This is a genomic window from Nocardia wallacei (genome assembly GCF_029869545.1).
GTDB classification, from domain to species: Bacteria; Actinomycetota; Actinomycetes; order Mycobacteriales; family Mycobacteriaceae; genus Nocardia; species Nocardia wallacei_A.
On the sequence record NZ_JARWQD010000293.1, the window covers coordinates 1 to 21,405 of the forward strand.

20 protein-coding genes and 1 pseudogene are annotated in these 21,405 nt (G+C 70.6%); 2 read left to right on the forward strand and 19 right to left on the reverse strand.

Translation table 11 applies throughout. The features are described from left to right. Window positions 1–398 precede the first annotated feature (398 nt). The 4 genes and pseudogenes from QH290_RS25710 to QH290_RS25725 all read right to left on the reverse strand — a co-directional run bounded on the left by QH290_RS25710 (window position 399) and on the right by QH290_RS25725 (window position 2,729). On the reverse strand, window positions 399–584 hold the full coding sequence (locus QH290_RS25710) for a carotenoid oxygenase family protein (protein WP_342213768.1): 186 nt from the start codon (window positions 582–584) through the stop codon (window positions 399–401). Beyond that, window positions 544–852: pseudogene (locus QH290_RS25715) on the reverse strand (carotenoid oxygenase family protein); the annotation flags it as partial. The gene QH290_RS25710 and the pseudogene QH290_RS25715, both read right to left, overlap by 41 nt. A 45-nt stretch (window positions 853–897) precedes the next feature. After that, window positions 898–1,581, reverse strand: coding sequence for a response regulator (locus QH290_RS25720; protein ID WP_280385694.1), 684 nt, complete (start codon window positions 1,579–1,581; stop codon window positions 898–900). Continuing rightward, on the reverse strand, window positions 1,578–2,729 hold the full coding sequence (locus QH290_RS25725; protein WP_280385696.1) for a sensor histidine kinase: 1,152 nt from the start codon (window positions 2,727–2,729) through the stop codon (window positions 1,578–1,580). Before QH290_RS25725 ends, QH290_RS25720 begins: the two co-directional genes overlap by 4 nt. 168 nt (window positions 2,730–2,897) lie before the next feature. Here QH290_RS25725 and QH290_RS25730 point away from each other — a divergent pair, with 168 nt between their 5' ends. Further along, window positions 2,898–3,581: a VC0807 family protein gene (locus QH290_RS25730; protein ID WP_280385697.1), complete on the forward strand. Its 684-nt coding sequence runs from the start codon at window positions 2,898–2,900 to the stop codon at window positions 3,579–3,581. A 167-nt stretch (window positions 3,582–3,748) separates the two neighbouring features. Here the strand turns inward: QH290_RS25730 and QH290_RS25735 are convergent, their stop codons facing one another. From QH290_RS25735 to pyrR, 15 genes are all read right to left on the reverse strand, one after another. Next, complete coding sequence (locus QH290_RS25735) at window positions 3,749–4,183, reverse strand: DoxX family protein (protein ID WP_280262307.1); 435 nt, start codon at window positions 4,181–4,183, stop codon at window positions 3,749–3,751. A 106-nt stretch (window positions 4,184–4,289) separates the two neighbouring features. After that, a complete protein-coding gene (locus tag QH290_RS25740) occupies window positions 4,290–6,401 on the reverse strand; it encodes a primosomal protein N' (protein ID WP_280262310.1) in 2,112 nt (703 codons plus the stop codon). A gap of 79 nt (window positions 6,402–6,480) precedes the next feature. After that, entirely contained in the window at window positions 6,481–7,695 is a 1,215-nt protein-coding gene (gene metK, locus QH290_RS25745; RefSeq protein ID WP_280262305.1) for a methionine adenosyltransferase, read from the reverse strand. Window positions 7,696–7,962: 267 nt separating this feature from the next. Beyond that, window positions 7,963–9,180, reverse strand: coding sequence for a bifunctional phosphopantothenoylcysteine decarboxylase/phosphopantothenate--cysteine ligase CoaBC (coaBC, locus tag QH290_RS25750; protein WP_280262303.1), 1,218 nt, complete (start codon window positions 9,178–9,180; stop codon window positions 7,963–7,965). Window positions 9,181–9,231: 51 nt separating this feature from the next. Further along, complete coding sequence (rpoZ, locus tag QH290_RS25755; RefSeq protein ID WP_040708326.1) at window positions 9,232–9,507, reverse strand: DNA-directed RNA polymerase subunit omega; 276 nt, start codon at window positions 9,505–9,507, stop codon at window positions 9,232–9,234. A gap of 106 nt (window positions 9,508–9,613) precedes the next feature. Further along, entirely contained in the window at window positions 9,614–10,195 is a 582-nt protein-coding gene (gene gmk, locus QH290_RS25760; protein ID WP_280262301.1) for a guanylate kinase, read from the reverse strand. 7 nt (window positions 10,196–10,202) lie between these two features. Further along, a complete protein-coding gene (gene mihF, locus QH290_RS25765) occupies window positions 10,203–10,520 on the reverse strand; it encodes an integration host factor, actinobacterial type (RefSeq protein ID WP_068018717.1) in 318 nt (105 codons plus the stop codon). Window positions 10,521–11,107: 587 nt separating this feature from the next. Further along, on the reverse strand, window positions 11,108–11,932 hold the full coding sequence (gene pyrF / locus QH290_RS25770) for an orotidine-5'-phosphate decarboxylase (protein WP_280262297.1): 825 nt from the start codon (window positions 11,930–11,932) through the stop codon (window positions 11,108–11,110). Further along, window positions 11,929–12,342, reverse strand: coding sequence for a hypothetical protein (locus QH290_RS25775; protein WP_280262295.1), 414 nt, complete (start codon window positions 12,340–12,342; stop codon window positions 11,929–11,931). Before QH290_RS25775 ends, pyrF begins: the two co-directional genes overlap by 4 nt. A gap of 20 nt (window positions 12,343–12,362) precedes the next feature. Continuing rightward, complete coding sequence (carB, locus tag QH290_RS25780; RefSeq protein ID WP_280262293.1) at window positions 12,363–15,701, reverse strand: carbamoyl-phosphate synthase large subunit; 3,339 nt, start codon at window positions 15,699–15,701, stop codon at window positions 12,363–12,365. Beyond that, window positions 15,701–16,798: a glutamine-hydrolyzing carbamoyl-phosphate synthase small subunit gene (carA, locus tag QH290_RS25785; protein WP_280262308.1), complete on the reverse strand. Its 1,098-nt coding sequence runs from the start codon at window positions 16,796–16,798 to the stop codon at window positions 15,701–15,703. Before carA ends, carB begins: the two co-directional genes overlap by 1 nt. 11 nt (window positions 16,799–16,809) lie before the next feature. Beyond that, window positions 16,810–17,319 carry a PH-like domain-containing protein gene (locus tag QH290_RS25790; protein WP_280262291.1) on the reverse strand — a complete coding sequence of 170 codons (510 nt, stop codon included), beginning with the start codon at window positions 17,317–17,319 and terminating at the stop codon, window positions 16,810–16,812. Next, the gene (locus QH290_RS25795) at window positions 17,320–18,621 is read right to left on the reverse strand and encodes a dihydroorotase (protein ID WP_280262289.1); all 1,302 of its coding nucleotides are present in this window, start codon (window positions 18,619–18,621) and stop codon (window positions 17,320–17,322) included. Beyond that, window positions 18,618–19,583 (reverse strand): aspartate carbamoyltransferase catalytic subunit, encoded by a 966-nt coding sequence (locus QH290_RS25800; RefSeq protein ID WP_280262287.1) that lies wholly within the window; start codon window positions 19,581–19,583, stop codon window positions 18,618–18,620. Before QH290_RS25800 ends, QH290_RS25795 begins: the two co-directional genes overlap by 4 nt. Then, the gene (pyrR, locus tag QH290_RS25805) at window positions 19,580–20,287 is read right to left on the reverse strand and encodes a bifunctional pyr operon transcriptional regulator/uracil phosphoribosyltransferase PyrR (RefSeq protein WP_280262285.1); all 708 of its coding nucleotides are present in this window, start codon (window positions 20,285–20,287) and stop codon (window positions 19,580–19,582) included. Before pyrR ends, QH290_RS25800 begins: the two co-directional genes overlap by 4 nt. A 230-nt stretch (window positions 20,288–20,517) precedes the next feature. Here pyrR and QH290_RS25810 point away from each other — a divergent pair, with 230 nt between their 5' ends. Next, the gene (locus QH290_RS25810; protein WP_280262283.1) at window positions 20,518–21,405 is read left to right on the forward strand and encodes an alpha/beta fold hydrolase; all 888 of its coding nucleotides are present in this window, start codon (window positions 20,518–20,520) and stop codon (window positions 21,403–21,405) included.

Below are 21,405 nucleotides of genomic sequence, written 5' to 3' on the forward strand. Positions count from 1 at the left end.
CGCGACGCACCGCTGACCGGCCCCGGGTCGCGCCGTCGTGCGGCACTTACCTGCTGTATCCCTGATCTGCACCTACGCTGGACGGCATGACGAATCCGAGTGACCCGTGGGCGCAGCGGCCGGATTCGCGCGCCGCCCCGCCCCCCCGGGGGGGGCCCGCGGGCGGGCCCCGCCCGGCCGCCGAGCCCCCCACCGCGTACTAGGCGGGGGACGGCGGAACTGGTCGCGACCGCCGGGTCGCGGGCCACGCCGGAATCCCCGGCCGCCCATCGGCATGTTCTCCATGTGTTCCATGACTGTGCCTCCTTCAGGCTCGTCTTCACTTGATGCCATCAACGATATATCGGCAATGCATCTTCGACAAGTATGAAGAGGGACACAAACCAACCGGTGAGCACCTACCTCGACGGAATCCAGTTGCCGTGGAAACCCGCGGGCACGCGATGCGGCAGCTGGATGCTCGCGGCCGTCTCGAGGGTTCCGGTATCGAGGATCGCCAGCTCGCTGCGGTCGCTCGCGGCGTCGTAGACGAAGCCCATCAGCCTCGACCAGCGCCAGCGTGCGACCGGCGGGGCCGATGACATTGGTATTGGCGCCGACGCCCGGCGCGCGCACCAGCGGCTCCTCGCCCAGCGCGGCCGAGGTGGCCGGACCCCGGACCCAGCGGTTGCGGTACCACTGCGCGGCTCCGTCGCGAATCCGCACGCCGTGCACCATGCCGTCACCGGAAAACCAGTGGTACAGAGCGGGATCCAGCTCCCCGACCGGATTGGGGCCGTTGCGCAGATAGCGACCGTCGAGATAGTCCGGGATGGTTCCGGTGACCGGGAGGTCGGTGAGTGTGATAGGCATATCCGAAAGTTATGCTTCTCACAATAACTTCGGGCGGGCCGGGGCTCACGGTTCCGCGAGGCCGTGGCGGTAGGCGTACCGGACCGCATCGGCGCGGTTGCGGGCGCCGATCTTGGCGAACGCGTTGTTGATGTGCGTCTTCACCGTGGCCTCCCCGACGTACAGCGCCGCGGCGATCTCGGCGTTGCTCAGGCCCTGGCCGATCAGGCCGAGTACCTCGGCTTCGCGCCCGGTCAGTCCGTCGGGCCGTTGCGGGGACGAACGCCGCCCGGAGTCCGCGGGAGCCGGGCGCGACAGCGCGGCCACCAGACGCCGCGACACCGTGGCATCGAAGGTGGACTGCCCCGCCGCCGCGGCCCGGATGGCCGCCGCGATCTCCACGCGGCCCGCGTCCTTGGTGAGATATCCGCGCGCACCGGCCCGCAGCGCGGCCACGATGGACTCGTCGTCGGAATAGGTGGTCAGCACCAGAACCGCAGTGGCGGAATGGGTTTCCGCGATGCGCCGGGTCGCGGAGACCCCGTCCAGGACCGGCATCCGCAGATCCATCAGCACGACGTCGGGATGCTGTTCGGCGACCGCGGCCAGCGCCTGCTCGCCGTTGCCGACCGCGCCCACGACGCGCACCTCGTCGACGAGCCCGAGCAGCGCGACGAGACCCTCCCGCATCACCTGCTGATCATCGACCACCAGCACCCGGATCGGGTCCGTGGACCGATGCCCGTTCATTCCGGCACCTCCGCCGTCACCAGCCAGCCGCGATCGTCCGGCCCCGCGGACAGGGTCCCGCCGACCAGCGCGATCCGCTCACGCATCCCGGTCAGACCGTACCCGGCGTGATCGAGCCGGGTTGCCGTGCCGAGCAAGGGATTTCGCACCGACAGCCGGACCCGCCCGGACAGGAACTCCAGCGTGACGGCGACGGGCCGCCCGGCCGCGTGCCTGCCCGCATTGGTCAGGGCCTCGCGCGCGGCACGCAGCAGCGAGACCGCGGCCGCCGGGCTCACCGCCCGCGGCACGCCCTCGACCCGGCACTCGGCCTCGAGGTGGTGGTCACGCCGGAAGACCGCGGTGAGTTCTCGCACCGCCTCGGGCAGCGGCGGGACGTCGCTGCGCAGCGCCGCCACCGCGCCGCGGGCCTCGGCGAGCCCCTCGACGGCGAGCCGGCGCGACTGCCGCACCCGCTCGAGCGCGCCCTCGGGATCCGCCTTCTCGCTCAGCAGCGCCTCGGCGACCTCGAGTTGCACGCTCAGCGCACCGAGCGAATGCGCCAGGACGTCGTGCATCTCGCGGGCGATCCGGGCCCGCTCGTCCAGCGCGGCCGCCCGGGCGTGTTCGTGCTGCGCGCGCCGCGTCTGCGCCAGCAACTCCTCGGTCTGCCGGACCCGGATCCGGTACTGGCGCCGATACAACCCGAGCAGCAGGACGATCACCAGAATGCCCGAGTACGCGGCCAGCACCGCCGGCGTCCGGCCCGCCAGCACCACGCTCAGGGCGGTCGCGGCGGCGGTGGCGGCGAACACGCCCACGATCACCGTGGTCCGCGGCACGAGGTGTTCGGCGACCACACTGGCCCCCACGAACAGCAGGATCACCGCCGACGTATCGGGCGCGGGTCCGGATACGGCCGCCGCGATCATCGTGCAGGCCACCACCGCGGCCAGCGCCAGCCGCGGACGGCGGCGCCCGCAGACGGCCGAGACGACCCAGCAGGCGTAGGCCGTCCCGAGCACCGCCCGGAACCACGCCGGAATCGGGCCGGAGTGGTTGAACACCACGTTCACACCGAGCAGCAGCGTGCCCACGATCCGCATGAGCGGGCCGGATTCCGGATCCCCGCCGGACAGCGACCGCCAGGCCCGCCGCAGCCGTTCCATCGCACTCCTCGTCGTCTCCCGGTACCTCAGCATTCTCGCCTCCCCCGCCGGACGGCGATTCGGCCCCCGGGTGGAGATCGACTTCTCCACCCGCGCGCCGAGGTGGGCGGGCGGGGTGCGCGATTAGCGTTTCCGACGATCAGCCACCGCGTCCACGGAGAGTGCCCGATGACCGAAACCGCCGTACTGCCAAGCCCTTCCAGCTCCCGGCCGCGCTCGAGCAGGGCGGGGAACCTGCTGTTCACGGCGGCCGCCATCGGGCTCTCGCCCGCGGTCTTCTACGGGCTGCTCGCGCTCGGTTACACCGAATTCCGCGCCCTGCTGTGGTCGACGATCGCGGCCGGACTGTGGCTGCTCGCCGTCGCGGGATTCCAGCGCCGGATCGACGGGCTCGCCGCCTTCGCCTTCTGCCTCACCGCGCTCGGGCTCGGGCTGGCGCTGCTGGGCGGCGACGACCGCATGATGCTGATCAAGGATCCCGCGACGTCCGCGGCGGTCAGCATCCTGCTGGCGGCCAGCTGCGTGCTCGGCCGTCCCGCCCTGTTCGGCATGGCGCAGCGCCTGCACGCACCGGGACGAGACCAGGAGCAGCTGTGGAACACGTTGTGGCACAGCGACTCCGAGATCAGGCGTGCCTTCCGGCGGTCGACGGCGGTCTGGGCCGCCGGGCTCGCGGTCGACGCGATCGTGCGGCTGCTGCTGATCCTCACCCTGCCGGTCTCGGCCGCCGTCGGCCTGATGAATCCGGTGCAGTGGGCCGTCATCGCCCTGCTGGTGCTCTACACCGTGCGCGGCCGCCGCCGGATCGATATCAAGTCGCGGCTGGCACGGCTCACGGAACCGGCGGCATGACCTGCCGGACCCGAATACGGCCGTCTGGTGCGGCGCCCCGGCGGGACACCGCGGACCAGACGGCCGCTGGATCGATCGCCGCCAACCCGACGGGCGCTCGATCCGGGAACGCACGAACCGGCGTTCGGTGGGCGGGCCACCGATCGCCGGTCGTGCTCAGCAACGTGTCACCGCGACAGCGAGTTGCGCAGATCGGTGACGGTGCCGCGGCGCTCGTAGGCGATCCAGGCGAAGATCGCGGCCAGCACCAGGGGGAAGATCCCCATCGCGGGCTTGTCGGCGATGAACGCCTGCGTCCCGGCGGCGAGCACAGTCAGCACGGACAGGCCAGCGGCGGCCAGGGCGCTGAGCCGCGGCACCATCAGGCCGATACCTCCCGCGACCTCCACGATGCCGATGAAGATGAGCAGCCCGAAGGGGATGGTCAGATTCTCGGGAGCGTTGTCCATCAGGGTGTTCGGCATGACGAGCTTCGGCCCGCCGGAGGCGATGATGAAGAACAGGCCGAGCAGGATCTGCAGGGCCCACAGGACGCGGTTGCGGACCTTGCCCGGACGGTAGGTCGCGTCGGAGAAATCGGCGGCGGGGTTGGCGGTGGTCATATCGGGTCCTCCTGGTCGGTCGCGCCGGGTTGGAAGCGCGTTCAAGGGATAGGACGGAGCACCACCCGGGAACTCATCGGTGTTCGCGAAGATCTGCCGGAAGTCGTCAGCCGATATCGATGGGATCGATCTGCACCCGCAGCGGGTCGTCGGAGCGATGGGTGCTGCGGACGGCCTGGGCGGCGGTGAGGGCGCGGGACAGGGCCGTGCCCGAACGACGGTCCACGCGCAGGATCATGCGCTCGACCTCGGCGGGGGAATCGCCGGAGGAGAACGGTTTGCGGGCTCCCGGGGGCAGCGGCACCGGGCCGAGCACCTCCACATCCCCGGGAAGCTGTGCCTCGCCCAGCAATTCGGCGATGGAGTCGGTGGTGCCGTCGATCGCGGCGAACCGCACGGCGGGCGGGAAGCGGACCTCGGTGCGGGCCTCGAGTTCGGCGACGGCGTGGGTCACCGGATCCCAGCGCACCAGGGCCTGCACCGTCGGCAGGGACGGTTCGGCCATCACGATCACGCGGCCGCTCGCACGCACCAGCGTCGCCGCGGACATCCAGCGGCGCAACGCATCCTCGGCCGCGCGCAGATCCGCGCGGCCCAGCAGCGCCCAGCCGTCGAGCAGCAGGGCCACGCCGTAGCCGCCCGGCGCCGCCGGTTCGGCCCCGATGGTCGCGACCACGACCTGCGGCTCGTCGGCCACCTCGTCCAGCACGGCCGCACCGCCGGACCCGCGGATCGGCACACCCGGAAACGCCCGGCCCAATTCCTCCGCCGTCCGCGCGGCGCCGATCACCACCGCGCGCAGCGCCCGCGAGCCACACGACGAGCATCGGAACACCGGCTCCGTCTTGCCGCACCACCGACACCCGGGGCTGTGCGCGACTTCCCCGGATGCGCTGCGGGACAGGGCGACTCCGAGTTCTCGAGCGGAAGGTCTCGGCCCGCCCTCACCCGGCGCGGCGGCCGGGGCGGTGCCGTTGCCGTCCGGCAGTGCCAGCGGGCCGTTGCAGTGGCGGCAGCGGGCCGGGGCCCGGCATTTCGCGCACGACAGCGCGGGGACGTATCCGCGGCGCGGGACCTGGACCAGGACCGACTCCCCCGCCGCGAGCGCCGTGCGGGCCGCGGTGAACGCCACGGCGGGAATCCGTACCGCGCGCGCGACCGGATCTCGTTCCAGCGCGACGTCGCTGTCGCCCGGCGCGCTGATCCGCGGGGCGCACTGCCGCACCACGGCGCGGTCGGCGACCAGATCGTGCGCCCACCCGGATTCGACCACCGCCTGGATCTCGGCGGTCCGCGAGAACCCCGCGGCCACGAAGGCCGCGCCCGTCTCGTGTGCCCGCAGCATCGCCACCTCCCGCGAATGCGGGTACGGCGACCGCGGCTCACCGTACATATCGTCGCCGTCGTCCCAGATCGCGACGAGCCCCAGATCCTGCGCGGGCGCGAAAACCGCGCTGCGCGTGCCGATCACGACGCGCGCGGTGCCGCGCAGCACCGCCAGCCAGCGCCGGTACCGGGCCGCCGGACCCAGTCCGGCCGCCAGCCCGACGGCCGCCTCCCCGATCAGCTCCGCACACGCCGCCGACACCCGATCCAGATCTCGCTGATCCGGCACGATCAGCACCGCACTGCGTCCACTTCCCACCACCACGGCCGCCAGCTCCGCCAGCCGCCGCGCCCAGTCCTCCCCCGGCACCGCCTGCCACGCCGCTCTCGGCCCCTTGCCCTGTGTCAGCGCCTCCAGGAACGACGAGCCGTGCCGATACCGCTCCCACGCGGGGTATTGCGAAAGATCCGCCAGCGCAGCGGGATTCGTCGGCGTCGCCCCCGTCGGTGGCGAGAACGGCTCGGCCGCATCCGGATTCTGCGGTTCCGGTGGCGAATCCTGCTGGGCGCGTGGTTTTTCCGCCTCCACCTTCGCGTGCCGGGGCGGGATGGCCAGGCGCAGGACGTCGGCGCGGGTTCCGGCGTAGCGGGCCGCGACCGCGGTGACCAGGCGCAGGATCTCCGGGGTCAGGACCCGTTCGCCGGATACCACGCGCTCCAGCTTCATCAATCTGCCGGTGTGGTCGGTCTTGTCGAGGCGCTCGAGGACGAAGCCGTCGATCAGGCGGCCCGAGAAACGCACACGGACGCGCACGCCCGGCTGGGCCTGCGCGTCCATGTCCGCGGGAACCAGGTAGTCGAAATCCCGGTCCAGATGTGCCGGTTCCAGCATCGGCAGCACCCGCGCGATGGGGCGCGCCACCGGTGCGTCAGCTGCCGCCTCGGGCCCGGCCTCGGTCAATGACGGCCGATCACAAACCCGCTGCCGCGCGCAGCTTGTCCGATCGGTCGGTGTTCTCCCACGGCAGCTCGACATCGGTGCGGCCGAAGTGGCCGTAGGCGGCGGTGGGCGCGTAGATCGGGCGCAGCAGGTCCAGGTCGCGGATGATCGCGCCGGGGCGCAGATCGAACACCTCCGCGATGGCCGCGGAGATCTTCGCCGGATCGATGGTCTCGGTGCCGAAGGTCTCCACGAACAGCCCGACCGGGGCGGCCTTGCCGATGGCGTAGGCGACCTGCACCTCGACCCGCTCGGCGAGTTCGGCGGCGACCACGTTCTTGGCGACCCAGCGCATGGCGTAGGCGGCCGAGCGATCCACCTTCGACGGGTCCTTACCCGAGAAGGCGCCGCCGCCGTGGCGGGCCATGCCGCCGTAGGTGTCGACGATGATCTTGCGCCCGGTCAGCCCGGCGTCGCCCATCGGGCCGCCGAGCACGAACTTGCCGGTCGGGTTCACCAGCAGCCGGAAGTCGGAGGTGTCGAACGGCTCGGGCAGCTCCAGATCGGCCAGCACCGAGTCCACGACCTTCTCGCGGATATCGGGAGCCAGCAGATTGTCCAGGTCGATGTCGGCGGCGTGCTGCGTGGACACCACCACCGTGTCCAGCCGCGCGGGCTTGGTGCCGTCGTATTCGATGGTGACCTGGGTCTTGCCGTCGGGGCGCAGGTAGGGCAGCACGCCGGACTTGCGGACCTCGGTCAGCCGCCGCGACAGCCGGTGCGCCAGCGCGATCGGCAACGGCATCAGCTCCGGGGTCTCCCTGGTGGCGTAGCCGAACATCAGGCCCTGGTCGCCCGCGCCCTGGCGCTCGATCTCGTCGTCGGAGCCGCCGACGCGCGCCTCGTGCGAGGTGTCCACGCCCTGCGCGATATCGGGAGACTGCGCGCCGATCGCGATGTTCACACCGCAGGAATTGCCGTCGAAACCCTTTGCCGACGAGTCGTATCCGATCTCGAGCACCTTCTCGCGGACGATCTTCGGAATATCCGCGTAGGCCGATGTGGTCACCTCACCGGCGACATGTACCTGACCCGTCGTCACCAGGGTCTCCACCGCGACGCGGCTGCGGGGGTCCTGCGCGAGCAACGCGTCGAGGACGGAATCGCTGATGGCATCACAGATCTTGTCCGGATGACCCTCGGTCACGGACTCACTCGTGAATAGCCGGCTACCGGACGTGCGCACAGTTCTTCCCTCTCCCTCAACGGGTCTCATACCGGTTTGCGACAGTAACGAACTCGCGCCACCGCGCAACCCTTTGTCTCAGACTATTCCAAACCACCGACGCGGTGCGGTCCCGGTGACCGTTCGGCGCCGCTACCAGCGGCAACCGCCCGTCACTACCCGCCACCGCCTCCACAGGGCTCCGTTTCGGCAGTCGGTGCAACTTCGCGCGTAGTGCCATTGTGCACCGCGCGCGTATTCGCATACTAGGCCGAAACCGTTTGCGCCTCAGCGCAACAGCGGTCCCAGCGCGTCCAGCACGCGGCTGGCCAGCAACAACTTCGACCCGTGGTCGAGCGACTGTTCGGTGCCGTCGGCGCCGAGCAGCCAGCCGTCGTTGTTGTCCACCTCGAACGCCTTGCCCTCGCCGACGGCGTTGACCACGAGCAGATCGCAGCCCTTGCGCTCGAGCTTGGCGCGCGCGTGGGTGAGCACGTCGCCGTGCTCGTCGCCGGTCTCCGCGGCGAATCCGACGATCGCCAGCCCGGGCAGGCGGCCGTCGCGCCGGGCCTGGACCAGCCCGGCCAGGATGTCGCGATTCTTGGTGAGGTCGATCCGGTCGGGCTCGCCCGCACCCTTCTTGATCTTGGCCGCGGCGACGTTGGTCGGCCGGAAGTCGGCCACCGCGGCCGCCATGATCACCGCGTCGGCGCCGACGGCGTGCTTGTCGACCGCGACACCCAGCTGCTCGGCGGTGGTGACGTGTTCCATCTCGACCGAGGCCGGTGGCTCCAGGGCGATCGTGTTGCCGACGACGAGCGTGACGTGCGCGCCGCGCTGGGCGGCCAGCCGGGCGAGGGCGAACCCCTGCTTGCCCGAGCTGCGATTGCCGAGGAAGCGCACCGGGTCCAGCGGCTCGCGCGTGCCGCCCGCCGACACCACGATGCGGCGGCCCTCCAGGTCGCGCGGGATCGCGTCGGAGCGCTCGAGCAGCAGCGACGCCAGCGCGAAGATCTCCTCCGGCTCGGGCAGGCGCCCCGGCCCGGTGTCGGCACCGGTCAGCCGCCCCGCGGCGGGCTCCATGACGATCGCGCCGTGCGCGCGCAGGGTGGCGACATTGGCGGCCGTGGCCGGATGCTCCCACATCTCGGTGTGCATGGCGGGGGCGAACAGCACGGGACATCGCGCGGTGAGCAACGTCGCGGTGAGCAGATCGTCGGCGCGGCCCATGGCCGAGCGCGCCATCAGATCGGCCGTCGCCGGGGCGATCACCACCAGATCGGCCTCCTGGCCGAGGCGCACGTGCGGCACCTCCGGCACATCGGCGAACACGCCGGTATTGACCGGGTTGCCCGACAGTGCCTCGAAGGTGGCCTTGCCGACGAACTGCAGCGCCGACTCGGTGGGAATCACCCGGACGTCGTGCCCGGTCTCGGTGAACTTGCGAACGAGCGAGCATGCCTTGTAGGCGGCGATACCGCCGCCCACGCCGACAACGATCCGCATATGTCTAGCCTCTTCGGTCCGGTGGAGGTGGGCGGCGGAACGGCCCCTACGTCACTCGCCTTCGGAGTGCTCGAGCAGATCGGAGTGGATCTCGCGCATCGCCACCGACAGCGGCTTCTCCTGCAGGCCCGGCTCGACCAGCGGGCCCACGTACTCGAGGATGCCGTCGCCGAGCTGGTTGTAGTAGTCGTTGATCTGGCGCGCCCGCTTGGCCGCGTAGATGACCAGCGCGTACTTGGACGACGTGCGCTCGAGCAGCTCGTCGATCGGCGGGTTGGTCAGGCCGACCGGGGTGTCGTACGCGGGCACGGTCTTGGTGTCGCTCACTAGTGAGGCTCCTGCGGGTCGTGGTGGAAATCCAGCCGGGTTACGAGCATCGGACGGTCCCGGCATTCGCCGGGATGACAATGACCATCGGCCCGATCGGCCGCCCTTATCTCGAATTTGTGCTAACGAACAACGATACCAACTGCTCACAGGCGCTGGTCAGGTCGTCGTTCACGATCACGGTGTCGAACTCGTCACACGCCGCGAGTTCGGTTCGTGCGGTCTGCAGGCGGCGCTCGATCACCTCGGGTGATTCGGTACCGCGGCCGGTCAGCCGCGCGACCAGCTCATCCCAGCTGGGCGGGGCCAGAAAGACCAGTACGGCCTCCGACGTCGCCGCTCGGATCTGCCGCGCCCCCGCCAGATCCACCTCCACCAGTACGGGCTTACCGGCGGCCATCGCCGCCCGGACCGGCGCGGCCGGTGTGCCCGACCGCTGCAGGCCGCCGTGAATATCGGCCCACTCCAGCAATTCCCCATGTTCGATCATGGCGTCGAACTCGGCCCTGGTCACGAACCGATAGTCGCGGCCGTCGACCTCCCCGGGCCGGGGGGCCCGGGTGGTGGCCGACACACTGAAGACCAGGTCCGGCAGCCGCTCGCGGACGCACCGGACCACAGTGGACTTGCCGACGGCCGAGGGGCCGACCAGTACCACCAGCCGACCCTTCTGCGTGTGCTCGACCACCCTCGGATCAGGCTTGGTCGAACTTCGCCAGCAACGCCTTGCGCTGGCGGTCGCCCAGGCCACGCAGGCGGCGGGTCGGCGCGATCTCCAGCTCGCTCATGATCTCCGCCGCCTTGACCTTGCCGACCTTGGGCAGGGCCTCCAGCAGCGCCGACACCTTCATCTTGCCCAGAACCTCATCGGTCTCGGCATCCTTCAGGACCGTCTTCAGGTCGGTGCCGCCACGCTTCAGGCGCTCCTTGAGCTCTGCCCGAGCGCGGCGAGCGGCAGCCGCCTTCTCCAAAGCAGCGGCGCGCTGCTCGTCAGTCAGCTGGGGAAGGGCCACGGTTCCTCCGTCTCATCGTTCATTGCTTCATCTCCCGCCGGTAACCCGGCGGTCTGTGCGACCGTACCCACGCGGCGTGCCGATTGCGAACCCACCCCCCAGGTCAGCGCCGGATTCGGGCACGGTAGCGGCCGTGCGGACGCCCCGTCGCGCTCGATTCCGCCGGTTGCGCAGATCCTACCGCCGAAATCGCTCGCAGCCGCGTGGCCTGCGGTTTTCAGTGTTGTAACCGGGCAAATGACCGGTTCGGCGAGGGACTCGAGGCGTCGTAATCCGCCTGTTATCCCACGACCTGGACTTTTCTGGATTTTTCGGCGTGTCGCTCGTTTTCGGCCCCGCGTGTCGCCTGCCGACGACCTCTCGGGGCCCGCGAACGAGAACTGATCGCCCGCCCGCAGACACCCCGCGCGGGCCCCCGAAAGGGCCCCCAACAACGGAAAACACAGGGGTGTAGTTCCTCGCCCGGCGCGGCGGTGCGGGCGCGCAGCGCGGCTCCGGTGCGAAACCGTGCGGTCTCGTCCGTCGCGGCGGCGCGGCGACCGCCGTCTCGTGGCGAAGGAACAGGCGAGATCCGGTTGCCGGATCGCTCATTTCTGCAGGAACGCGAACTCGTCGGCGAGTTCCTCGGTGCGCGCACGCAGCGCCTCGATCGACGGTCCCGCGCCGAGCACCTCGCGGGATACGGCGGGCACGGCCGCGGCATAGCTGTCGCGCGGGACGAGGGCGCGCACGGAGTCGGGCCCGCCGCCCTGCGCACCGACGCCGGGCATCAGAATCGGGCCGTTGAGCAGGCCCAGGTTCGGGCCGTCGGACAGGGTCGCGCCGACCACCACGCCCACCGAACCGAACGCCGCGCCGACATTGCGGACCGCCGCGTCGTCGACCACGGACTGGGCGATGGTGCGGCCGTCGGCCGCGGTGATCCGCTGCAGCTGCGCCCCCTCCGGATTCGAGGTGGCCGCGAGCACGAAGACGCCGCGGCCGCGGGCGGCCGCCAGCTCCAGCGCCGGCGTGAGCGAACCGAATCCGAGATAGGGCGAGGCCGTGACCGCATCGCTGCCGAGCGGGCCGTCACCCAGCCACGCCGCGGCGTAGGCGGCCATCGTGGACCCGATATCGCCGCGTTTGGCGTCGGCGAGCACCAGGGTGCCCGCCTCGCGCAGCGCGGCGATGGTGTCCTCGAGGACCATGAAGCCGCCCGAACCGTAGCCCTCGAAGAACGCCACCTGCGGTTTGACCAGGGCGACCCGACCGGCGAACGCGTCGACGCAGGCATCGGCGAAGCGTTTGAGGCCGTCGAGGTCCTCGGTCAGGCCCCAGGCGCGCAGCAGCGGCGGATGCGGATCGATGCCGACGCACAGCGGGCCGTGCCGGGCCAGGGCGTCGCGCAACCGCACGCCGAACGGGGTCACCGCGTCACCGCGGCGAGCCGCGCGTCCGCTCCGGTGGCGAGCCGCACCTCCCGCCCCGCGTTCCGGCCCGCGGCGAGCCGCGCGTCGGCCCCGGCGACGGGCTGCGCGTCCGCCCCGGCGGCCGCCAGCTCCCGGTCGGCGTCGGCCAGCTCCTGATCGATGATCGCCAGTTCCCGGTCGATGGCCGCCAGGTCCCGCTCCACGGCGGACGACTCCGGCTCGGCCGGGGCCGGTTTGCGGTCGATCCGCGGCGTGGCGCGGAAGCCGACGGTGCTGTACCCGCCGACGTTGCGCATCACCCGGATATCGCCCCCGCCCGCGGGGGCCTGCATATCGACCGATCGCCGCCGCGGTTTCACCCGGCCCGCGCCGACCGGCCTAGCTCCCGCGCCAAACCCGATGGTTCCCACCGCTGTCTCCTGTCAGCTTGTCACCCACGCAGTACGGCGTGCAGCTCCTGCAGCGAGCGCACTCCGATACCGCCGTTGATCGTTGCCTCGATGCCCTGCACGGCCGCGGCCGCGCCCTGCACCGTCGTAATGCACGGAATGTTGGCCCCCACTGCGGCGGTGCGGATCTCGTAGCCATCCACCCGCGGTCCGGAGTTGCCGTAGGGAGTATTGAACACGATGTCGATCTCGCCATCCTTGATCTGGTCGACAATCGACGGGCCCAGCGTCGCCGCGGCCTGCGGACCGCCGTCGGCCACGGCCTCCGGATCGGAGTGCTTGCGCACCGTCTCGCACGGAATTCCGTTGCGCCGCAGCATTTCCGAGGTGCCCTCGGTGGCCACGATGCGGAAGCCCAGATCGTGCAGCCGCTTGACCGGGAACACCATCGCCCGCTTGTCCCGGTTGGCGATCGAGACGAAGACCGTGCCCTCGATCGGCAGCGATCCGTAGGCGGCGGTCTGGCTCTTGGCGAAGGCGGTGCCGAAATCGGCGTCGATGCCCATCACCTCGCCGGTGGACTTCATCTCCGGCGACAGCAGCGAGTCGATACCGGCGCCGTCGGGGCGGCGGAAGCGGTGGAACTGCAGCACCGCCTCCTTGACCGCGACCGGGGCGTCCAGCGGCGCGTGGCCGCCGTCCCCCTCGGGGGGCAGGATGCCCTCCTTGCGGAGCTCGGCGATGGTGGCGCCCAACATGATTCGCGCCGCCGCCTTGGCCAGCGGGACCGCCGTGGCCTTGGAGACGAACGGAACCGTCCGGCTGGCACGGGGATTGGCCTCGAGCACGTAGAGCACGTCGTCCTTCAGCGCGTACTGCACGTTGAGCAGCCCGCGCACCCCGATCCCCCGGGCCAGCGCGGCCGTGGACCGCCGGACCGCCTCGATATCGCTGCGGCCCAAGGTGATCGGCGGTAGCGCGCATGCCGAGTCACCGGAGTGGATACCGGCCTCCTCGATGTGTTCCATGACGCCGCCCAGGTAGACCTCGTCGCCGTCGCACAGCGCGTCGACGTCGATCTCGATGGCGTCCTCGAGGAAGCGGTCCACCAGCACCGGATGTTCGGGGCTCAGCTCGGTGGCGCGGGAGATGTAGCCCTCCAGGGACTGCTCGTCGTAGACGATCTCCATGCCGCGCCCGCCCAGCACATAGGACGGCCGCACCAGCACCGGGTAGCCGATCTCGGCGGCGATCTTCTTGGCCTGGTCGAAGGTGGTGGCGGTGCCGTACTTCGGCGCCGGGAGCCCGGCCGCGACCAGCACGTCACCGAATTCGCCGCGGTCCTCGGCCAGGTCGATGGCCGCCGCGGAGGTGCCGACGACCGGGACCCCCGCCTCGGTGAGCCGCTGCGCCAGGCCCAGCGGCGTCTGCCCGCCGAGCTGGACGATCACGCCCGCGACCGTGCCGGATGCGCATTCGGCGTGATACACCTCGAGCACGTCCTCGAAGGTGAGCGGCTCGAAGTAGAGCCGGTCGGCGGTGTCGTAGTCGGTGGAGACGGTCTCCGGGTTGCAGTTGACCATCACCGTCTCGTACCCGGCGGCCGAGAGTGTCTGCGCCGCATGCACACACGAGTAGTCGAATTCGATGCCCTGGCCGATGCGGTTCGGGCCCGACCCGAGGATGATCACCTTCTCGCGCTCGGGCTGCGGCGCCACCTCGGACTCCGCGCCCGGATCGAGCTCGTAGCTCGAGTAGTGATAGGGCGTCTTGGCCTCGAATTCGGCGGCGCAGGTGTCGACGGTCTTGTACACCGGCCGGATGCCGAGCCGGTGCCGCAGCTCCCGCACGCCGTTCTCGCCCGCCAATTCCGGTCGCAGCGCGGCGATCTGGCGATCGGACAGGCCGTAGTGCTTGGACCGGCGCAGCAGCGACTCGTTCAGGACCGGCGCGTCGAGGATCTCGCCGCGCAGCTCGACCAGCCCGGCGACCTCGGCGACGAACCACGGGTCGATGCCCGAGGCGGCCGCGACGTCCTCGATGCTCGCGCCCAGCCGCAGCGCCCGCTCCACCTGGTAGATGCGGCCCTCGGTGGGGACGCGCAGATCGTCGAGAATCGCTGGGACATCGGTCCATTCACCGTCCGGCCGGGTCCAGAAGCCGGTGGCCTTGGTCTCCAGCGAGCGCAGCACCTTGCCCAGCGCCTCGGCGAAGTTGCGGCCCAGGCTCATCGCCTCGCCGACCGACTTCATGGTGGTCGTCAGTGTCGGGTCGGCGCCGGGGAACTTCTCGAACGCGAACCGCGGCGCCTTGACGACCACATAGTCGAGCGTCGGCTCGAAACAGGCCGGGGTCTCCTTGGTGATGTCGTTGACGATCTCGTCGAGGGTGTAGCCGATGGCCAGCTTGGCGGCGATCTTGGCGATCGGGAAACCCGTTGCCTTGGAGGCCAATGCGGACGAGCGCGAGACGCGCGGATTCATCTCGATGACGATCAGGCGGCCGTCGCGCGGGTCGACGGCGAACTGGATGTTGCAGCCGCCGGTGTCGACGCCGACCTCGCGCAGGATGGCGATGCCCAGATCGCGCATCTTCTGATACTCGCGGTCGGTGAGAGTCATTGCGGGAGCGACGGTTACCGAATCACCGGTGTGCACGCCCATCGGGTCGACGTTCTCGATGGAGCACACCACGACCACGTTGTCGCGGCCGTCGCGCATCAGCTCGAGCTCGAATTCCTTCCAGCCCAGGATGGATTCCTCGATGAGCACGTTGGCCGTCGGGGACGCCGCGAGGCCACCGCCCGCGATTCGGTCGAGATCGTCATCGTTGTAGGCCATACCAGAGCCCAGTCCGCCCATGGTGAACGAGGGCCGCACGACCACTGGAAAACCCAGCTCCGCAACGGTTTCGCGCACCTCCTCCATGGTATAGCAGACCTTGGAGCGGGCCGATTCGCCGCCGACCTTCGCGACGATGTCCTTGAACTTCTGCCGATCCTCACCGCGCTGGATGGCCTCGAAATCGGCGCCGATCAACTCGACCCCGTACTTCTCCAGCACCCCGCGCTCGTGCAGTGCGACGGCGGTGTTCAGCGCGGTCTGGCCGCCCAGCGTCGCGAGAATCGCGTCCGGGCGCTCCTTGTCGATGACCTTCTCGACGAAGTCCGCCGTGATGGGCTCCACGTAGGTGGAATCGGCGAACTCCGGATCGGTCATGATCGTGGCCGGATTGGAGTTCACCAGCGAGACCCGCAGACCCTCCGACCGCAGCACCCGGCACGCCTGCGTGCCGGAGTAGTCGAATTCGCAGGCCTGGCCGATCACGATCGGTCCCGAGCCGATCACCAGGATGTGGTGTAGATCCTCGCGGCGTGGCATCAGGCTCCTTCCATGAGACCGGCGAAACGGTCGAAGAGATAGGCGGCGTCATGGGGCCCGGCGGCCGCCTCCGGGTGGTATTGCACCGAGAACGCCCGGCCGTCGACCAGGTGCACGCCCTCGACCGTGCCGTCGTTGGCGCAGGTGTGGCTGACCTCGGCGGTGCCGAACGGGGTGTCGAAGCGCTGCCCGGCCTCCCCTTCCAGCGCGAAGCCGTGGTTCTGCGCGGTGATGGAGATCCGGCCGGTGGCGTGATCGACGACCGGCACGTTGATGCCGCGGTGGCCGAACTTCATCTTGTAGGTCCGCAAACCCAGTGCGCGGCCGAGGATCTGGTTGCCGAAGCAGATCCCGAACAGCGGAATCCCCTCGCCCAGAACGGCTTTCGTGAGATCGACGGCATCGTCCTGAGTGGCCGGATCACCCGGGCCGTTGGACAGGAACACCCCGTCGGGGTTCAGCTCCCGGATCTGGTCGAGGGTGACGCCCGAGGGCACCACGTGCACCCGCATGCCGCGCTCGGCGAACATGCGCGGGGTGTTGGTCTTGATGCCGAGATCGACGGCGACCACGGTGAACCGGCGCTCACCGGTCGGCTCGATGGTGTAGACGTCATCGGTGCTGACCTCACCGGCCAGGTCGGCGCCCAGCATCGACGGCTGGCCGGTGACCCGGGCCAGCAATTCGTCGACGGGCGCGGCGGCCGGTTCGCCGGAGAAGATGCCCGCCTTCATCGAGCCGCGGGTGCGCAGGTGCCGGACCAGCGCGCGGGTGTCGATGCCCGCGATGCCGACCACGTGCTGGCGCTCCAGCTCCTCCGGCAGCGTCGTGGTGGCGCGCCAGTTCGAGGCCCGGCGCGCCGGATCGCGCACCGCGTATCCGGCCACCCAGATCTTCTTCGACTCGTCGTCCTCGTCGTTCCAGCCGGTATTGCCGATCTGCGGGGCCGTGGCCACCACGATCTGCCGGTGGTAGCTCGGATCGGTCAGCGTCTCCTGATACCCGGTCATCGCGGTGCAGAACACCGCCTCGCCCAGCGTCTCACCCACGGCGCCGTACGGCGCGCCGCGGAACGTCCGGCCGTCCTCCAGCACCATCACCGCGTCGTTCACGTCTCGTCGTCTCCTGTCATCGTGCCGGTCGAGCCCTTCGTCCAGGCGGGATACACCGTCTTGTCGTCACCGCGGAACCCGGTGTCCACCTCGGTTCCGGTCGGCAGCGTCCAGCGAATCACCAGCACACCGTCTTCCGTCATCACCTTGCCCGCATGCCCGCGCTCGGTGCGCACCGCCGAGATCGCCTCCTGCGGAATCCAGATCGCGGCCGCCCCGCTGCGTTCCAGCAGGATGCCGCGTTCGAAACGGGTCAGCTCCGCTGTGGCCCGGAAACCCAGGTCGCCCACCGTGATCCGCTGGATCCAGCTCGGCGCCAGGGTGCTGCCCAGATACAGGCCCGTGGTCGGCTCCAGCAGCTGCGCGCCGAGTTCGGCGGGCACCGGCGGCAGCTCACCGATCGAGGACGCCTGCCGCAGCGCCCGGTTCCGCCACGCCCGGTACATCAGCCACAGGCACAGCGCGAACAGCGCCACACACGCGAGCACCCACAGCGTTCGCTCCATCTACCGTCTCTCTTTCCCCACCGCTTTGCCGTCGCGAGCGGTCACCCGGCCCCGCAGGAACGTCGCCGTCACCCGCGCGGGCAGGGTCATCGCCTCGTACGGCGTGTTGTCGGAAATGCTCGCGAGCTCGGTCGCCCGCACCGTCCACGAGGTGTCCGGCTCGACCAGCACCAGATTCGCCGGTTCGCCGACCGCGAGCGGCCTGCCCTGATCGTCGAGTCCCGCGATGCGCGCGGGGTTCTCGCTCATGACGCGGGCGACGCCGCGCCAGTCGAGCAGGCCGGGCTCGACCATCGTCCGCACGACGATCGACAGCGCGGTCTCCAGCCCGAGCATGCCGGGACGGGCCGCGGCGAACTCGCAGCACTTGTCCTGTTCGGCATGCGGCGCGTGATCGGTGGCGACGCAGTCGATCACGCCCTCGGCCAGCGCCCGGCGCAGGGCGGCCGCGTCGGATGCCTCGCGCAGCGGTGGGTTCACCCGGTTCACCGCGTCGTAGGTCTCGAGCCGCGAGTCGTCGAGCAGCAGATGATGGGGCGTGACCTCGGCGGTGATCGAAATCCCCTGGCCCTTGGCCCATTTCACGAGTTCGACGGTGCCCGCCGTGGAGGCGTGGCAGATGTGCACGCGCGCACCGGCATCGCGGGCCAGCAGCGCGTCGCGGGCCACGATCGACTCCTCCGCGGCGCGCGGCCAGCCCGCCAGGCCCAGCCGCGCGGCGGTCGGTCCCTCGTGCGCCACGGCGCCGCCGGTCAGCCTCGGCTCCTCCGCGTGCTGGGCGATCAGCACACCCAGCGAGTTGGCGTACTCCAGGGCGCGGCGCATGATCAGCGGGTCGTAGACGCAGTGGCCGTCGTCGGAGAACAACCGCACCCCGGCCTCGCCCGCGGCCATGGTGCCCATCTCCGCCAGCTGCTTGCCCGCCAGCCCGACGGTGACCGCGCCGACCGGGTGCACATCGACCAGGCCGACCTCCTGCCCCCGCCGCCACACGTGATCGGTGACCACGGCGGTGTCGGCGACCGGGCTGGTGTTGGCCATCGCGAACACCGCGGTGAATCCGCCGAGAGCCGCTGCGGCCGAACCGGATTCGATGGTCTCGGTATCCTCGCGGCCGGGCTCGCGCAGATGGGTGTGCAGATCCACGAAGCCGGGCAGCAGGATCTGCCCGGTCCCGTCGACGGTCTCGACGTCGACCACGCCCAGATCGGTGCCGATCTGGCGGATCTCGCCGTCGTCGAGCAGCACGTCGACCGGATCGCCCGCGCCGTAGAGGCGGACATTCTTGATCAGCACACTCACGCCACTGCCTCCCCGGTTCCGATCAGCAGGCGGAACAGCACCGCCATGCGCATATGCACTCCATTGGTCACCTGTTGCAGCACAGCGGTTTTCGGCGAATCCGCCACCGATGCCGCGATCTCCATGCCGCGCAGCATCGGCCCCGGGTGCAGCACCACCGCGTGCTCGTCGAGCAGCGCCATGCGGCGCTCGTTGAGCCCGTACCCGATCGAGTACTCGCGCGCCGAGGGGAAGAAGCCGCCGTTCATGCGCTCGGCCTGGACCCGCAGCATCATCACCGCGTCCGCGCCGGGCAGTTCGGCGTCCAGCGAGTGCGACACCCGCACCGGCCACTGGTCGACGCCGACGGGCAGCAGCGTGCGCGGCGCGACCAGCACCACCTCGGCTCCCAGGATGCCGAGCAGGAGGGCGTTCGAGCGGGCGACGCGGCTGTGCAGGATGTCGCCGACGATCACGACGCGCTTACCCTCCAGCGTGCCGAGCCGCTGCCGCAGCGTGAGCGCGTCCAGCAGCGCCTGGGTCGGATGCTCGTGGGTGCCGTCCCCGGCATTGATCACCGCCGGGCCGGGTCCGGCGAAACCGCCCGCGCCGCTGTCGATCTCGCCGAACCAGCGGGCGATCTGATGGGCCGCGCCGGAGGCCGGATGCCGCACGATCAGCGCGTCCGCGCCCGCGGCGTGCAGGGTCAGCGCGGTGTCGCGCAGCGACTCCCCCTTCGACACCGACGAACTCGACGCGCTCACATTGATCACGTCCGCGCTCATCCACTTGCCCGCCACCTCGAACGACACCCGGGTGCGGGTGGAGTTCTCGAAGAACACCGTCATCACGGTCCGGCCCCGCAGCGTCGGCAGCTTGCGCACCTCGCGACCGAGCAGCGCCTGCTCGAAACGCTGTGCGTCGTTCAGCAATTCGACGGCGCCCTGGCGGTCGAGATCGGTGACCGACAGCAGGTGTCTCACGACGGATCCTCCCCTTGATGCAGGTAGACGCCGTCGCGGCCGTCGTGTTCGGTCAGGAGCACGGAGATGTCCTCGCTGCGGGAGGTGGGCACGTTCTTGCCGACGTAGTCGGCGCGGATGGGTAGTTCGCGGTGGCCGCGGTCGACGAGCACGGCCAGCTGCACCGCGCGCGGGCGGCCCAGATCCCGCAGACCGTCCAGCGCCGACCGCACGCTGCGGCCGGAGAACAGCACGTCGTCGACCAGCACCACCAGCGCGTCCTCGACGCCACCCTCGGGCACGGAGGTCCGCTCCAACGGCCGGTGCGGCCGGTTGCGCAGATCGTCGCGGTACAGCGTGATGTCCAGTGAACCCAGGGCGGGCCGCACGCCGGAGAACTCCTCGATGCGTTCGGTGAGCCGGGCGGCGAGGGTCGTGCCGCGCGTGGGGATGCCGATCAGGACCACGCGGGGCGCGTCCGGATCGGCGGAATCGAGGGCGGTCTTCTCGATGATCTGATGCGCCATCCGCGCGATGGTCCGCGCGACATCCTGCGCCGACAGCAATTCGCGCCCGGCCCGGATCCATTCGGGATCGTGCCGCTGCGAATATTCGGCGGCGCCCGATCTGGCTGCGCTATCGTCGACGGCGGCACCCGCGGGCCCCTCGTCGCGGCGCGAGCCACCGCTTTCGACGCGGCCGCCGCGGTCTTCGGGCACAGCCATGCCGACCTCCTTCCCCGCCTCGCCGGACGGTCCGTTAAAGGATGTCTTTCGAGCAGTCAGCCTAGCAGCGCACCCGCAAACGCCCGGCATCGGGGGTGCCGCTGTGAGCGCCGCCACCTGCACGGATGCCCGGGCATCAGGCGACCGGGGGCAACATCTCGGCCATCTCGCCGGGCGCCGGAACGCGGGCGATCGTTCATACGGCGTATACCCGAACTGGAACGTGTGTCATGCTCGTGGGCGTGAGCAACGAAGCCGACTTCACCGAACCGCGTCGCCTCACCTTCCGCGGGCACGGCGGAATCCAGCTCGCCGGGGAGAGCTGGGGACCCGACGACGGACCCCTGGCCGTATTCCTGCACGGCGGCGGCCAGACCCGCCATTCCTGGAAGGACTCCGGCGCCGCGCTGGCCAAGGTCGGGCTGCGGGCCGTGCTGCTCGACGCGCGCGGGCACGGCGAGAGCGAGTGGGCCTCCGACGGCGACTACACGCGCGAGGCGATGACCTCCGATCTGCTCGGCATCCTCGCCGACCTGGGCAGGCCCGCGATCCTCGTCGGCGCCAGCATGGGCGGGCTGACCAGCCTGCTGGCGACCGCCCGGCCGGGCAGCGAACTGATCGCCGGGCTGGTCCTGGTGGATGTGGTGCCGCGCCCGGAGCACAAGGGCGTCGAACGGGTGCTGAAGTTCCTCGGCGGTCATCCGGAGGGCTTCGCCACCCTCGACGAGGCCGCCGACGCGGTGGCCGAATACCTGCCGCACCGCGCCCGCCCGCGCACCACCGACGGGCTGCGGCGCAACCTGCGGCAGCGGGCCGACGGCCGCTGGTACTGGCACTGGGATCCGGCGATGATGTCCGGCCGTGGCGAGGACATCGAACTGCACAGCGCCGTCCTGGAAGACGCCGCCCGGCAGCTCACCATGCCAGTCCTGCTGGTGCGCGGGCGGCTGTCCGACGTCGTGAGCGAACAGGGCGTGGCCGACTTCCGCCGCCTGGTCCCGCACCTCGAGTACGTCGAGATCGGCGGGGCGGCCCACACCGCGGCCAGCGACGTCAACGACGAATTCTCCGACGCGGTAGTCGATTTCGTGCGCGCCCACCTGCAGCCCACCGAGTAG

Bases quoted from the DNA above. Each gene is read 5' to 3' on its own strand.
- pyrR (WP_280262285.1), bottom strand. From the start codon at position 20,287: ATGGCTGTGCCCGAAGACCGCGGCGGCCGCGTCGAAAGCGGTGGCTCG.
- coaBC (WP_280262303.1), bottom strand. From the start codon at position 9,180: ATGCGGATCGTTGTCGGCGTGGGCGGCGGTATCGCCGCCTACAAGGCA.
- QH290_RS25725 (WP_280385696.1), bottom strand. From the start codon at position 2,729: ATGGAACGGCTGCGGCGGGCCTGGCGGTCGCTGTCCGGCGGGGATCCG.
- QH290_RS25730 (WP_280385697.1), top strand. From the start codon at position 2,898: ATGACCGAAACCGCCGTACTGCCAAGCCCTTCCAGCTCCCGGCCGCGC.
- QH290_RS25735 (WP_280262307.1), bottom strand. From the start codon at position 4,183: ATGACCACCGCCAACCCCGCCGCCGATTTCTCCGACGCGACCTACCGT.
- carB (WP_280262293.1), bottom strand. From the start codon at position 15,701: ATGCCACGCCGCGAGGATCTACACCACATCCTGGTGATCGGCTCGGGA.
- carA (WP_280262308.1), bottom strand. From the start codon at position 16,798: ATGGTGCTGGAGGACGGCCGGACGTTCCGCGGCGCGCCGTACGGCGCC.
- QH290_RS25790 (WP_280262291.1), bottom strand. From the start codon at position 17,319: ATGGAGCGAACGCTGTGGGTGCTCGCGTGTGTGGCGCTGTTCGCGCTG.
- QH290_RS25810 (WP_280262283.1), top strand. From the start codon at position 20,518: ATGCTCGTGGGCGTGAGCAACGAAGCCGACTTCACCGAACCGCGTCGC.
- QH290_RS25710 (WP_342213768.1), bottom strand. From the start codon at position 584: ATGTCATCGGCCCCGCCGGTCGCACGCTGGCGCTGGTCGAGGCTGATG.
- QH290_RS25720 (WP_280385694.1), bottom strand. From the start codon at position 1,581: ATGAACGGGCATCGGTCCACGGACCCGATCCGGGTGCTGGTGGTCGAT.
- QH290_RS25740 (WP_280262310.1), bottom strand. From the start codon at position 6,401: ATGCTGGAACCGGCACATCTGGACCGGGATTTCGACTACCTGGTTCCC.